The 14,102-nt window shown below is 72.6% G+C and carries 11 protein-coding genes; 7 read left to right on the top strand and 4 right to left on the bottom strand.

The window, feature by feature from the left end:
- Positions 1-5: 5 nt before the first annotated feature.
- On the top strand, positions 6-482 hold the full coding sequence (locus ACFW5B_RS31875; protein ID WP_386447352.1) for a MarR family winged helix-turn-helix transcriptional regulator: 477 nt from the start codon (positions 6-8) through the stop codon (positions 480-482).
- 75 nt (positions 483-557) lie between these two features.
- Here the strand turns inward: ACFW5B_RS31875 and ACFW5B_RS31870 are convergent, their stop codons facing one another.
- Together ACFW5B_RS31870 and ACFW5B_RS31865 are read right to left on the bottom strand one after the other, a co-directional pair.
- Positions 558-1,958 carry a sensor histidine kinase gene (locus tag ACFW5B_RS31870; RefSeq protein WP_386447430.1) on the bottom strand — a complete coding sequence of 467 codons (1,401 nt, stop codon included), beginning with the start codon at positions 1,956-1,958 and terminating at the stop codon, positions 558-560.
- Positions 1,959-1,962: 4 nt separating this feature from the next.
- Positions 1,963-2,679, bottom strand: a complete 717-nt coding sequence (locus tag ACFW5B_RS31865; RefSeq protein ID WP_386447349.1) for a response regulator transcription factor — start codon at positions 2,677-2,679, stop codon at positions 1,963-1,965.
- A gap of 107 nt (positions 2,680-2,786) precedes the next feature.
- Here ACFW5B_RS31865 and ACFW5B_RS31860 point away from each other — a divergent pair, with 107 nt between their 5' ends.
- Positions 2,787-3,491 (top strand): PepSY domain-containing protein, encoded by a 705-nt coding sequence (locus ACFW5B_RS31860; protein ID WP_386447346.1) that lies wholly within the window; start codon positions 2,787-2,789, stop codon positions 3,489-3,491.
- Positions 3,492-3,653: 162 nt separating this feature from the next.
- Here the strand turns inward: ACFW5B_RS31860 and meaB are convergent, their stop codons facing one another.
- Both meaB and ACFW5B_RS31850 read right to left on the bottom strand, forming a co-directional pair.
- Positions 3,654-4,613: a methylmalonyl Co-A mutase-associated GTPase MeaB gene (gene meaB / locus ACFW5B_RS31855; protein ID WP_386447343.1), complete on the bottom strand. Its 960-nt coding sequence runs from the start codon at positions 4,611-4,613 to the stop codon at positions 3,654-3,656.
- A gap of 74 nt (positions 4,614-4,687) precedes the next feature.
- The gene (locus ACFW5B_RS31850) at positions 4,688-5,863 is read right to left on the bottom strand and encodes an acetyl-CoA C-acetyltransferase (RefSeq protein WP_386447428.1); all 1,176 of its coding nucleotides are present in this window, start codon (positions 5,861-5,863) and stop codon (positions 4,688-4,690) included.
- A gap of 173 nt (positions 5,864-6,036) precedes the next feature.
- Between ACFW5B_RS31850 and mce the strand changes: the two genes are divergently transcribed.
- From mce to ACFW5B_RS31825, 5 genes are all read left to right on the top strand, one after another.
- Positions 6,037-6,477, top strand: a complete 441-nt coding sequence (mce, locus tag ACFW5B_RS31845) for a methylmalonyl-CoA epimerase (protein ID WP_386447340.1) — start codon at positions 6,037-6,039, stop codon at positions 6,475-6,477.
- A 207-nt stretch (positions 6,478-6,684) separates the two neighbouring features.
- Entirely contained in the window at positions 6,685-10,935 is a 4,251-nt protein-coding gene (scy, locus tag ACFW5B_RS31840; protein ID WP_386447337.1) for a polarized growth protein Scy, read from the top strand.
- 113 nt (positions 10,936-11,048) lie between these two features.
- The gene (locus tag ACFW5B_RS31835; protein WP_386447334.1) at positions 11,049-11,987 is read left to right on the top strand and encodes a cellulose-binding protein; all 939 of its coding nucleotides are present in this window, start codon (positions 11,049-11,051) and stop codon (positions 11,985-11,987) included.
- Between the two features lie 144 nt (positions 11,988-12,131).
- Complete coding sequence (locus ACFW5B_RS31830; protein ID WP_386447332.1) at positions 12,132-13,157, top strand: ABC transporter ATP-binding protein; 1,026 nt, start codon at positions 12,132-12,134, stop codon at positions 13,155-13,157.
- Between the two features lie 3 nt (positions 13,158-13,160).
- Entirely contained in the window at positions 13,161-13,934 is a 774-nt protein-coding gene (locus ACFW5B_RS31825; RefSeq protein WP_386447329.1) for an ABC transporter permease, read from the top strand.
- Positions 13,935-14,102: the final 168 nt, after the last annotated feature.

The following is a 14,102-nucleotide window of genomic DNA, read 5'->3' as shown; positions in this document are numbered from 1 at the left end:
CCTCCATGACGACCGACAGCGACACCCCCTGGCTGACCGACCAGGAGCAGTGTGCCTGGCGCACCCACCTCGACGTCAGCCGGCTGCTGATGCACCAACTCGAGCGTGATCTGCAGCCGTTCGGCCTGACGAACAACGACTACGAGATCCTGGTCAACCTCTCCGAGGCCGAGGACCGGCGCCTCCGGATGAGCGACCTGGCCGCCAGCACCCTGCAGTCCAAGAGCCGTCTCTCCCACCAGATCACCCGGATGGAGAACGCCGGTCTGGTGCGCCGCGAGAGCTGCGAGTCGGACCGCCGTGGCCTCTACGCCGTCCTCACCGACGAAGGCTGGGACACCATGCGCCGGGTCGCCCCGCACCATGTCGCCTCGGTCCGCAAACACTTCATCGACCTCTTCGCCGCCGAGGACCTCCAGGCGCTGCGCACTTCGCTCACCCCGGTGGCCGAGCACCTCCGCAAGGAGCGCGGCGGCCTCTGACCGGCCGGCCTCGGCCCACCGACCGGGCCGAGGCCGCGCCGCCCGGGGGCACCCCGCCCGGTGCCACAGCGGCCGTCAGCCGGCCACCGGCAACCGCAGCTCGAACACCGAGCCCGTGCGCACGCCCAGCGAACCGCCGTGCCGCACCGCCACATCCCGCGCGATGGCCAGCCCCAGCCCGGCCCCGCCGTCGTCCCGCGCCCGTGCGTCGTCGAGCCGGACGAACCGTTCGAAGATCCGCTCCCGGTCTCCCTCCGGCACCCCGGGCCCGTCGTCCTCGACCCGCAGCACGATCCCCTCCCCCTCGCGCACCACGGCCACCCGCACGGCCGAGACGGCATGCCGCTGCGCGTTGTCCAGCAGATTCGTCAGCACCCGCGCCAACTGAGGGCGTGATCCGGCCACTTCCCCGCCGGCCAGCTCCCCGAGCCGCACCGGGACCCGGTCCGCGACCCGCTGCGAGCTCTCCTCACGCACCATCGCCGCCAGCTCGACCCGCGTCCCGGCCGGCCGCTCCCCCGCGTCCAGCCGGGCCAGCAGCAGCAGATCCGCCGCCAGCCGCTGAAGCCGCACGGTGTCCTCCACGGCGCCCGGCACGTCCAGCAACTCCGGGTGCGCCACCCCCACTTCCAGCTGCGTCCGCAGGCTCGCGATCGGGCTGCGCAGCTCGTGCGAGGCGTCCGCGACGAACCGCCGCTGCCGCTCCACGGACGACTCCAGCGCCGCCAGCGTCTCGTTGGTCGTCCGCGCCAGCCGGCCGATCTCGTCCTTCGACGCCGGCACCGGCACCCGCCGGCTCAGATCCGTGCTCGCCGTGATCGCGGCCATCTCCCCGCGAATCCCCTCCACCGGCCGCAGCGCCCGCCGGGTCATCAGCCAGGTCACCCCCGCCACCACCCCGAGCAGCGGCGGCAGCCCGATCAGCATGGCGTCCCGCACCGACCCGACGGCGTCCCGCTCCGGCGCCAGCGCCGACCCCGCGCGCACCGTCACCTGCTCCCCGCGGGTGTCCTTGGCCTCCATCACCGCGAACCGGTAGGCGGCCACCGTCCCGTCGACGTCCGCGGACCCGTCCCGGTACGTGACGTCGTCGTCCACCTCACCCGGCCGGAGCGCACGGTCGTCATCATCGTCCTCGTCGTCACCCGACGGCGCGACGCCGCCCGCGCGCCCCGAGACGCCCGTCACCCGCTTCCCGTCGACGGCCCGCACGTCCTCGCCGGCCGCCAGCACCCGCCCGTCGTCCGCGGCCACCACCACCGGATGATCGTCGCCGTCCGGCAGATCCAGCTTCCCGTACGCCGTCCCCGTGGCGAGCTGCGCCGCCACCTCGCGGGCCGCGACCTCCGCCTGCAGTCCGGCCTGGTTCTGCAGATTCCCGCGCAGCACCAGCAGCACCGCGGTGCCCGCCGCGATCAGCGCCAGGGCCACCACCACGGTCGCCCCGGCCGCCGCCCTGGCCCGTACCGAACCCAGCACGCTACCCACCGGACACCAGCCGGTATCCCGCGCCGCGCACCGTCACGATGTGGCCGGCGCCGAGCTTGCGCCGCAACGCGCTCACATACACCTCGATGATGTTGACGTCGCCCTCATAGGCGAAGTCCCAGACGTGCTCCAGGATCTCCGCCTTGGAGACCACCTCGCCCGCCCGCAGCGCCAGTTGCTCCAGGACGGCGAATTCCTTCGTCGTCAGCGCCACTTCGGCACCGTCCCGCTCGACCCGCCGCGCCCCCTGGTCGACGGCCAGCGACCCCACCCGCAACACCGGCGGCGCGGTCCGGCCCCGACGCCGCAGCAGCGCCTTCACCCGCGCCACCAGCACCACGTACGAGAACGGCTTGGTCAGATAGTCGTCGGCGCCGGTGTCCAGCCCCTCCGCCTCGTCGTACTCGCCGTCCTTGGCCGTCAGCATCAGGATCGGCACCTCGTGCCCGGCCGCCCGCAGCGCCCCGCACACCCGGTAGCCGTTCATCCCCGGCAGCATGATGTCGAGCACGACCAGGTCGTAGCCCTCCTCGCTCGCCTGGTGCAGCCCGGCCAGGCCGTCGTGCACCACGTCGACCGCGTACCCCTCCGCCATCAGGCCCTTGGCCAGTGACAGGGCCAGCCGCTTCTCGTCCTCCACGAGCAGGAGCCGGTACGGACGGTGTGCGGCGGGGCCGGGCGGGCGGAACTGCGTGACAGGCGGGTGCATGCGCTCACCATGCCATCCCCTTCCTGAAGCCCCCTTCAGGTGCCTTCAGGTCCGCTTCAGCTTCGTTCGGCCAGTGTGTTGGCACATCCGATCGCAAGGGAGACACCATGAAGCGCCACCTGATCATCGCCACCGCAGCCGCGGCCGCCCTCGTCGCCGGCGGCACGGTCACCGCCGTCGCGGTCAGCGGCGACGGCTCCGGCAGCGCCCGGTCCGGCGCACCTGTCTCGGCGCGGCCCGCGGCCCACGACGCGGGGTCGTCCGCCACGAACACCGCCCAGGTCCGGGACGGCAACTCCAGCATCCGCATGCAGGACACCGACAACGCCGGCCGGGACGACATCCGCGAGGCCCGCGCCGCCAAGGTCACCGCACCGGACGCCGCGGCCGCCGCCCTGAAGGCGGTCCCCGGCACCGTGTCCGGCCTCGACCTGGACACCGACCGTGCCGGCCTCGTCTGGGAGGCGGATGTGCTGGGCAAGGACGGCAAGTGGCACGAGCTCACCCTCGACGCCGGCACCGCGCGGGTCCTGAACCAGCACGTCGACCAGGACGATGACGACGACGCCGGTGAGCGCGCCGCCCTCCGGAACGCCCACACCGACGCCGCGACCGCCGCCCGCACCGCCGCCGCCCACGGCACCGTCACCTCCGTCGAACTGGACGACGACGACCGGGCCGAGGGTGCCTGGGAGATCGAAACGGTCACCAAGGACGGCAAGGAGCACAAGCTCCTGGTCGACACCCACTCCGGCAACCTGAGCACCGCTCCGGCGCACGACGACGACAACGACGACGACTCGGACGACTGACCGCCCGCACCATGGCCCCGCCCCCTCTCCACCGGGGGCGGGGCCGTCGGCCTGTGGGCCGGCCGCTGGTGGCGGTTGTCGTGAGCTGGGCGCCGTGCGGGGTTGGCCGGTGGCTGGGCGCCGTTCGCCTACGCGGCATCGCCTGGGTGGTGACGCGGCCCCTCAGCCCCCGTTCGTCAGCCCATCAACAAGCTCATCCGCCGCCCGATACGGATCGGTCTCCCCCGAAACGATCCGCTCGGCCAGCGCATCCAGCCGGCGATCGCCCCGCAGATCGCCGATCCGCTCGCGCAGCGCAGTGACCGCAATCGTCTCGACCTCATGCGCCGCACGGGACAGGCGCCGCTGTGCGAGGACGCCCCGCTCCTCCATCCAGGCCCGGTGCTTCTCCAGGGCCTCGACGACCTCGTCGACCCCCTCGCCCCGCGCCGCGACGGTCTTGACGATCGGCGGCCGCCAGTCGCCGGGGGCGCGGGATTCGCCGAGCCCCAGCATGTGGTTGAGCTCGCGGGCGGTCGCGTCGGCGCCGTCCCGGTCCGCCTTGTTGACGACGTAGACGTCGCCGATCTCCAGGATTCCGGCCTTGGCGGCCTGGATGCCGTCGCCCATCCCGGGGGCGAGCAGCACCACGCTCGTATCGGCCTGCGAGGCGATCTCCACCTCGGACTGGCCGACGCCGACCGTCTCGACGAGGACCACGTCGCAGCCCGCCGCGTCCAGGACCCGGATGGCCTGCGGCGCGGCCCAGGCGAGCCCGCCGAGATGGCCGCGGGTGGCCATCGACCGGATGTAGACGCCGGGATCGGAGGCGTGCTCACTCATCCGCACCCGGTCGCCGAGCAGCGCGCCCCCGGAGAACGGCGAGGACGGATCGACGGCGAGCACCCCGACCCGCTTGCCGGTCTTGCGATAGGCCGTCACCAGGGCGGAGGTGGTGGTGGACTTCCCCACGCCGGGCGAGCCGGTCAGCCCGACCACGTACGCGTTGCCGGTGAGCGGCGCCAGGGCCGCCATCACCTCGCGCAGCTCCGGTGACGCCCCCTCCACGAGGGAGATCAGCCGTGCCACCGCCCTCGGCCGGCCCTGCCGTGCCTGTTCCACCAGCTGGGGGACGTCCACCATCGCCGCTCGGCTCCTTCGGCTCGCTCGTGACGCGAATCGGCGAGCCCGTACGCACCGGGCGTACGGGCTCTCGCTTACTTACCCGGTACGCGGATGATCAGCGCATCGCCCTGGCCGCCACCGCCGCACAGCGCGGCGGCACCCACGCCACCGCCCCGCCGGCGCAGCTCCAGCGCGAGATGCAGCACGATCCGGGCGCCGGACATCCCGATCGGGTGACCCAGCGCGATGGCGCCGCCGTTGACATTCACCTTTTCCGGGGACACCCCGAGGTCCTTCATCGACTGCACGGCGACCGCCGCGAACGCCTCGTTGATCTCGATCAGGTCAAGATCGCCGACGGCCAGGCCGTCCTTCTTCAGGGCGTGGTTGATGGCGTTGGAGGGCTGGGACTGGAGCGAGTTGTCCGGGCCCGCGACATTGCCGTGCGCACCGATCTCCGCGATCCATTCCAGGCCGAGCTCCTCGGCCTTGGCCTTGCTCATGACGACGACCGCGGCGGCGCCGTCGGAGATCTGCGAGGAGGTGCCGGCGGTGATCGTGCCGTCCTTGGCGAAGGCCGGGCGGAGCTTGCCGAGCGACTCCGCGGTGGTCTCGCCTCGGATGCCCTCGTCCTGGCTGAAAAGGACCGGGTCGCCCTTGCGCTGCGGGATCTCCACGGGGGTGATCTCGGCCTCGAAGAGCCCGTTCTTCTGGGCGGCGGCGGCCCGCTGGTGGGAGCGCGCGGCGACCTCGTCCTGCTCCGGCCGGGCGATGCCCAGACGGGTGTTGTGCTTCTCGGTCGACTCCCCCATGGCGATGCCTTCGTAGGCGTCGGTGAGGCCGTCGTGCGCCATCGCGTCGAGCATCTCGACCGCGCCGTACTTGAAGCCCTCACGGGACTTCGGGAGCAGGTGCGGGGCGTTGGTCATGGACTCCTGGCCGCCGGCGACGATGACGTCGAACTCACCGGCGCGGATGAGCTGGTCGGCCAGCGCGATCGCGTCGAGGCCGGAGAGGCAGACCTTGTTGACGGTGAGCGCGGGGACGTTCATGGGGATGCCGGCCTTCACCGCGGCCTGGCGGGCCGGGATCTGCCCCGCCCCGGCCTGGAGCACCTGGCCCATGATCACGTACTCCACCTGGTCGCCGCCGATGCCCGCCCGGTCGAGTGCCGCCTTGATGGCGACGGCGCCCAGGTCGGCGCCGGAGAAGGTCCGCAGCGATCCCAGGAGCCGGCCCATGGGGGTGCGCGCTCCCGCCACGATCACTGAGGTGCTGCCGTTCGTGCCGTTCGTTGCAGACATGCGGTGCGGCCTTCCTTTGCAGGGAAGTTAACGAGGGTTCCCGTCAATGTACTGAGCGGTACGCGCCGGGTCACCGGCCAGCGGGTGTGACGGCGCGCACGTTGCGTAACCAGCCGTGCGGGCGGTGCACTGGAGCCATGCTGACGCGAATCGACCACATCGGGATCGCCTGTTTCGACCTCGACAAGACTGTCGAGTTCTACCGTGCCACGTATGGCTTCGAGGTGTTCCACACCGAGGTCAACGAGGAGCAGGGGGTCCGCGAGGCCATGCTCAAGATCAACGAGGCTTCGGACGGCGGGGCCTCGTATCTGCAGCTCCTGGAGCCCACCCGCGAAAACTCCGCGGTGGGCAAGTGGCTTGCCAAGAACGGCGAGGGGGTGCACCACATCGCCTTCGGTACGGCCGATGTCGACGGCGACTCCGAGGCCATCCGGGGCAAGGGTGTCCGGGTCCTCTACGACGAGCCCCGGACGGGTTCGATGGGCTCCCGGATCACCTTCCTGCACCCCAAGGATTGTCACGGAGTGCTCACCGAACTCGTCACCGCGGCGCCTGCCACCTCGACGGAGCACTGACCTTCACCTTCCCCGGCCGGTAGAGTGCAGCTTCGGCCGGGGTAAGGGAGTGGGGCTCGGTCCATACCCTGCCGATGATCTGACACCATTTCTTCGGAAGGGTCAGCTCCGAGGGCGTGACTCCCGTACGACGTGACGTGTACGGGACGAGCACCGCAGGATCGGAGACGGCCGCCACCATGACCAGGGGACGGATGGGACCGCGCAGTGCGGGGCAACGACCGCTACGAGGCTGACGACCACCTCTCGCAGTTCGAGGCCGAGATGGAGCGGCTGAAGACGGAGCGGGACAAGGCCGTTCAGCACGCCGACGACCTCGGCTATCAGGTCGAGGTGCTGCGCGCCAAGCTGCATGAGGCGCGCCGCAACCTCGCGACCCGCCCTGCCTACGACAACGTCAGTCATCAGGCCGAACAGCTGCTGCGCAACGCGCAGATCCAGGCGGACCAGCTGCGTTCCGATGCCGAGCGTGAGCTGCGCGAGGCACGGGCGCAGACCCAGCGCCTGCTGCAGGAGCAGGCCGAGCGGCAGTCCCGGCTGGAGGCCGAGCTGCACGCCGAGGCGGTCAACCGCCGGCAGCGGCTCGACGAGGAGCTCAACGAGCGCCGGCAGACCGTCGAATCGCATGTCAACGAGAACGTCGCCTGGGCCGAACAGCTGCGTGCCCGCACGGAGTCGCAGGCCCGCCGGCTCATGGAGGAGTCCCGCCGGGAGGCCGAGCAGGCGCTGTCGGCCGCGCGGGACGAGGCACAGCGGCTGGCCGAACGCGCCCGTGAGCGGCTCGGCACCGCGGCCGAAGAGGCCCGCGCCGAAGCGGAAAGCATCCTGCGCCGGGCGCGTACGGACGCCGAGCGGCTGCTGAACGCCGCCTCCAGCCAGGCCCAGGAGGCCACCGACCAGGCCGAGCAGCTGCGCAGCAGCGTCGGCACCGAGTCGGAGGAGGCCCGCCGCCAGGCCGCGGAGCTGACCCGTACCGCCGAGGCCCGCGTCCAGGAGGCGGACACCGCGCTGCGCGAGGCCCGTGCCGAGGCGGAGAAGCTCGTCGAGGAGGCGCAGCAGAGCGCCACCAAGCGGCTGACGGCGGCCGAGTCGGACAACGAGCAGCGCACCCGTACGGCCAAGGCGGAGATCGCCCGGCTGGTCGGCGAGGCCACCAAGGAGGCCGAGGCGCTCAAGGCCGAGGCCGAGCAACTGCGGTCGGACGCCCGCGCGGAGGCCGAGCGGCTGGTCGCCGAGGCGCAGGAGGCCGCCCGCTCCAAGGCGGCGGAGGACTCGGCGGCGCAGCTGGCGAAGGCCGCGCGCAGTGCCGAGGAGGTGCTGACCAAGGCGTCGGAGGACGCCAAGGCCACCACCAAGGCCGCCGCGGAGGAGGCCGAACGGCTGCGCAAGGAGGCCGAGTCCGAGGCGGACCGGCTGCGCGAAGAGGCCCATGACACCGTGGCCCAGCTCAAGGGCGCGGCGAAGGACGACACCAAGGAGTACCGCGCCAAGACCGTCGAACTCCAGGAGGAGGCACGGCGGCTGCGCGGTGAGGCCGAGCAGCTGCGCGCGGACGCGGTCGCCGAGGGCGAGCGGATCCGCAGCGAGGCCCGCCGGGAGGCGGTCCAGCAGATCGAGGAGGCGGCCGGGACCGCCGAGGAGCTGCTGGCCAAGGCCAAGTCGGACGCCGAGGAGACCCGTTCGGGCGCCGTCGCGGAGAGCGAGCGGGTGCGGACGGAGGCCATCGAGCGGGCCTCGGCGCTGCGCCGACAGGCCGAGGAGGCGCTGGAGCGGGCCCGTTCGGAGTCCGAGGAGCTGCTCACCGAGGGCGCCCAGGCCGCCGAGATGGTGACCACCGAGGCGGAGGAGTCCGCGGCCCGGCTGCGCGAGGAGGCCGAGCGGGCCGCCGACGAGCGCCGCGCCGAGGCGCAGGACGAGCTGGACCGGCTGCGCACCGAGGCGGAGGAGAAGGTCACCGCCGCCGAGCGGACGCTGCGTGACGCCCGCGCGGAGGCGGAGCGGCTGCGCCGGGAGACGCAGGAGGACGCGGCCCGGCTCAAGGCCGAGTCGGCCGAGCGGCGCCGGACGCTGCAGCAGCAGGCCGAGGAGGAGGCCGAGCGGCTTCGTGCGGAGGCGGCTGCGGACGCCTCGGCGGCGCGTGCCGAGGGCGAGGCGGTGGCCGGACGGCTGCGCACCGAGGCGTCGGCCGAGGCGGAGCGGCTCAAGTCGGAGGCGCAGGAGACCGCGGACCGGGTGCGGGCCGAGGCGGCGACCGCCGCCGAGCGCACGGGCACGGAAGCGGCGCAGGCGCTGGCCGCGGCCCAGGAGGAGGCCGCGCGGCGGCGCCGGGAGGCCGAACAGCTGCTGGGCGAGGCCCGCGAGGAGGCCCACCAGGAGCGCACCTCGGCGCGCGAGCAGAGCGAGGAGCTGCTGGCGTCCGCCCGTACGCGGGTGAGCGAGGCGCAGGACGAGGCCCAGCGGCTGGCCGAGGAGGCCGAGGGGCGCTCGTCGGAGCTGGTGGCGGCGGCCGAGCAGACCGCGCAGCAGGTGCGGGACTCGGTCGCGGGGCTGCACGAGCAGGCCGGTGAGGAGATCGCCGGGCTGCGCTCGGCGGCCGAGCACGCCGCGGAGCGCACCAAGGCCGAGGCGCAGGACGAGGCCGACCGCATCCGCAAGGACGCCTACGAGGAGCGGGAGCGCGCCTCGGAGGACGCGGCGCGGGCCCGTGCGGAGGCGCAGGAGGCGACGGAGGCCGCGAAGTCCCTCGCGGAGCGGGCGGTTTCCGAGGCCATCGAGGAGGCCGACGGGCTGCGTGCCGAGGCGGCCGGAGTGCTGGACGAGGCGCGCCGGGACGCCAACACGGCGCGGACCGAGGCCGCGGAGCAGGCCGACCGGCTGGTGTCGGAGGCGACCGCGCAGGCCGAGAAGCTGGTGGCGGACGCCACGGCGAAGGCCCAGCAGCTGCGTACCGACGCCTCGGACGCACTGGCGGCCGGCGAGCAGGACGCGGCACGGGCCCGTGCGGAGGCGCGGGACGACGCGAACCGGATGCGCTCGGACGCCGCGCAGCAGGCGGACCGCCTGGTCACCGAGGCGCGCACGGAGGCCGAACGGATTGTCACCGAGGCCACCGAGCTGACGTCTTCGGCGCAGGAGGACGCGGACCGTACGGTCCAGGAGGCCCAGCAGGCCGCCGAGCAGCTGCGGACCGAGGGCGAGCAGCAGGCGCAGCGCCTGGTGGCGGAGGCGACCGAGACCGCGGAGCGGCTGCGGGCCGAGGCGGCCGAGGTGCTGGAGGAGGCCCGCAAGGACGCCGAGCGCACCGGCGACGAGGCCCGCAAGGCGGCCAACAAGACGCGTTCGGACGCCGCGGAGCAGGCCGACGAGCTGATGTCGGAGGCCGCGACCGAGGCCGAGCGGCTGCGCACGGAGGCCGCGGAGACGACCGCGGACGCCGAGCGGGACGCGGACCGTACCCGGGCCGATGCCCGGGAGCAGGCGGACCGGATGCTGGCGACGGCGACCGCGGAGGCGGACCGGCTGCGGGCGGAGGCCGCCGAGACGGTCACCGCCGCGCAGGAGCACGCCAACCGCACCCGTAACGAGTCCGCACAGCTCAAGGAGGAGGCCGAGGCGGCGGCCGAGCAGACCCGGACCGAGGCCCAGCAGGAGGCGGACCGGCTGCTCGACGAGGCGCGCAAGGACGCCGCCCAGCGCCGCGGGGACGCGGCCGAGCAGGCGGACCAGCTCGTCACCAAGGCCCAGGAGGAGGCGCTCAAGGCGGCCACCGCCGCCGAGGAGCAGGCCGACACGATGGTCGGCGCGGCCCGCAAGGAGGCCGACCGGCTGGTCGCGGAGGCGACCTCCGACGGCAACGCCCGGGTGGAGAAGGCCCGTACGGACGCGAACACGCTGCTGGAGGAGGCCCGCCGGGACGCCACCGGTATCCGGGACCGCGCCGAGGAGCTGCGGCAGCGGATCGAGTCCGAGGTCGAGGAGCTGCACGAGCGGGCCCGCCGGGAGTCGGCGGAGGCCATGAAGAACGCCGGCGAGCGGGTCGACAAGCTCATCGCGCAGGCCACCGCGCAGCAGGTCGAGGCCGAGGAGAAGGCCGACCGGATGGTGGCGGACGCGAACAGCGAGGCGAGCAAGGTCCGGATCTCGGCGGTGAAGAAGGCCGAGAGCCTGATCAAGGAGGCCGAGAACAAGAAGGCCGCGGCGGTGCGCGACGCGGAGCGGATGCGCAGCGAGGCCGAGGCGGAGGCCACCCGGATCGTGGACGAGGGCAAGCGGGAACTGGAGGTGCTGGTGCGCCGCCGGGAGGACATCAACGCCGAAATCTCCCGCGTTCAGGACGTTCTGGAAGCCCTGGAATCGTTCGAGTCACCCGGCGGGGGCGCGGAGGGGAAGGGCGGCGGTGTGAAGGCCGCCGCAGGAGCGGGGGCAACTCGTTCGAGTGGCAAGCAGTCTGAGGGGTAGCCACTCAAATGAGGGGTCATTCTCCAGATCAAACCGGCAATGACTCGATGACACGCCGTTGTGACCCCTAGGATTCTCCTTATCACCTCACCGGTCTCTTCGACAGGAACCCCATGAGCGACACTTCCTCCCCCTTCGGCTTCGAGCTCGTGCGGCGTGGGTACGACCGCGGTCAGGTGGATGACCGCATTACGAAGCTCGTCGCCGACCGCGACAGCGCGCTGGCCCGCATCACGTCGCTGGAAAAGCGGATCGAGGAGCTGCACCTCGAAACGCAGAACGCCCAGGCGCAGGTCAATGACGCCGAACCGTCCTACGCGGGCCTCGGTGCGCGCGTGGAGAAGATCCTCCGGCTCGCCGAGGAGGAGGCGAAGGATCTGCGCGAGGAGGCCCGGCGGGCCGCCGAGCAGCACCGTGAGCTGGCCGAGTCGGCCGCCCAGCAGGTCCGTAACGACGCCGAGTCGTTCGCCTCCGAGCGCAAGGCGAAGGCCGAGGACGAGGGCGCCCGGATCGTCGAGAAGGCCAAGGGCGAGGCGGCGTCGCTGCGCGCCGAGGCGCAGAAGGACGCGCAGTCCAAGCGCGAGGAGGCGGACTCCCTCTTCGAGGAGACCCGGGCCAAGGCCGCGCAGGCCGCCGCGGACTTCGAGACCAACCTCGCCAAGCGCCGTGAGCAGTCCGAGCGTGACCTGGCCTCGCGTCAGGCCAAGGCCGAGAAGCGCCTCGCGGAGATCGAGCACCGCGCCGAGCAGCTCCGACTGGAGGCCGAGAAGCTGCGTACGGACGCCGAGCGCCGGGCCCGCCAGACGGTGGAGACCGCGCAGCGCCAGGCCGAGGACATCGTGGCGGACGCCAACGCCAAGGCGGATCGTATCCGCAGCGAATCCGAGCGCGAGCTGGCGGCGCTGACCAACCGCCGCGACTCGATCAACGCCCAGCTGACCAACGTCCGCGAGATGCTGGCGACGCTGACCGGCGCGGCGGTGGCCGCGGCCGGCGCCCCGGGCGACGAAGAGACCGTCACCCGCGGCGTCCCCGCCCAGCAGAGCCGCTGACCGGTCGGCAGTTCCGCTGCCGGCCCGCTTGCTGCGCGCCCCCGTACCGCCTCCGTGGCGGTGCGGGGGCGCGGTGCGTACGGGGTCCACCGGGCGGCCCCGCCCCGGTGGCAGCGGCCACCGGGCGCACCTAGCGTGCTTCACATGATCGAGCTCGAGGGGCTGACCAAGCATTACGGCGACAAGGTCGCCGTGGACCACCTCACGTTCACGGTGCGGCCCGGTATCGTCACCGGCTTCCTCGGCCCGAACGGCGCGGGCAAGTCGACCACCATGCGGATGATGCTCGACCTGGACAACCCGACCTCGGGGACGGTCCGGATCGACGGCAAGCACTACCGGCAGCTGAAGGATCCGCTCACCTATATCGGGGCGCTGCTGGAGGCGAAGGCGGTGCACGGCGGCCGGAGCGCCGCCAACCACCTGCTGTGCCTGGCGCAGAGCAACGGCATCCCGCGCCGCCGGGTCGGCGAGGTCCTCGACACCGTGGGCCTGTCGTCGGTCGCCAAGAAGCGCGCCAAGGGCTTCTCGCTCGGGATGAGCCAGCGGCTGGGGATCGCGGCGGCGCTGCTCGGCGACCCGCAGGTGCTGCTCTTCGACGAGCCGGTCAACGGGCTCGACCCCGAAGGCATCCACTGGATCCGCAATCTGATGAAGAACCTCGCCGGCCAGGGCCGCACGGTCTTCGTCTCCTCGCACCTGATGAGCGAGATGGCGCTGACCGCGGACCATCTGATCGTGATCGGGCAGGGCCGGCTGATGGCCGACACCTCGATGAAGGACTTCATCCACCAGAACTCGCGCTCGTACGTCCGGATGCGGTCCCCCCAGCAGGAGAAGCTGCTGGACCTGCTGCACGACGAGGGCATCGACGCGGTGGCCGTCGCCAACGGGTCGCTGGAGATCGACGGGGTCTCCGCCGACCGGCTGGGCGAACTGGCCGCCCGGCACCAGCTGGTGCTGCACGAGCTGAGCCCCCAGCAGGCCTCCCTGGAGGAAGCGTTCATGCAGCTGACGGCCGAGTCGGTGGAATACCACGCGCACGACGGCGACCCGGTGCCGGCCCAGCCCGGCGCACGGCCCGCGGAGGAACCGCAGCCGGCCGGGGCAGGGCCGGGCAAGCCGCAGCCGACCGGCTGGGGCGCGGACTGGCAGAAGAAGAGGAGCTGACGGATGGCGGCGCTCGGGCAGGTCATTCGGTCGGAGTGGACCAAGATCAGGTCGGTGCGGTCCACGGTGTGGACGCTCGGCATCGCCGTGGTGGTCACCATCGGGCTGGGCGTGCTCATCTGCACCCTGGCCAACAAGGACTTCAGCTCGATGCCGGCCCGGGACCGGCTGACGTTCGACGCCACCAACATCAGCTTCGCCGGGATGGGGCTGGGCCAGCTGGCGATGATCGTCTTCGGGGTGCTGGTGGTCTCGAACGAGTACAGCACCGGCATGATCCGCGCCTCGCTGGCCGCCGTGCCCCAGCGCGCCACCTTCCTCTTCTGCAAGCTGCTGGTGGCCACCGCGCTGGTCTTCGTCGTCGGACTCGCCACCAGCTTCGTGACGTTCTTCGCGGGGCAGGCGGTGCTCGGTGATCTCCGGGCGCACCTCGGCGATCCGGGTGTGCTGCGCGCGGTGATCGGCGGCGGGCTCTATATGACGCTGATCGCGCTTTTCTCGATGGCGGTGGCCACGATGCTGCGCAGCCCGATGCTCTCGCTGGGCATCCTGATGCCGTTCTTCTTCCTGATCTCGAACATCCTCGGCAATGTCTCGGCGACCCGGAAGGTCGGCCGCTACCTGCCGGACCAGGCCGGCTCGAAGATCATGCAGGTGGTCCCGCCGGCCCACGACTCGGTGCCGTACGGCCCGTGGGGCGGGCTCGGCATCATGATCGCCTGGACGGTGGTCGCGCTGGTCTGCGGGTTCGTGTTGTTGAGGCGGCGCGACGCGTAGGGCTGCGCCGGGCTTGCGGCGTGCGTTGCCGGGTGCGGCGCCGTGGTAGCTCGCCTCTTCGCCTGCGGCGGGCGGCGTCCGCTGCGCGGGGCTGTCAGGTGCGGTGACGGGCCGGAGGGGCCTGTTGTGAACGTAAAGCGAAGCAGTCCTCACAACAGGCCCCTCCGG

It is taken from the genome of Streptomyces sp. NPDC058773 (genome assembly GCF_042746015.1).
In the GTDB taxonomy this organism is placed as follows: Bacteria; Actinomycetota; Actinomycetes; order Streptomycetales; family Streptomycetaceae; genus Streptomyces.
Note: the sequence above shows the minus strand (reverse complement) of the source record. Positions and strands in the feature narration are given on the sequence as shown.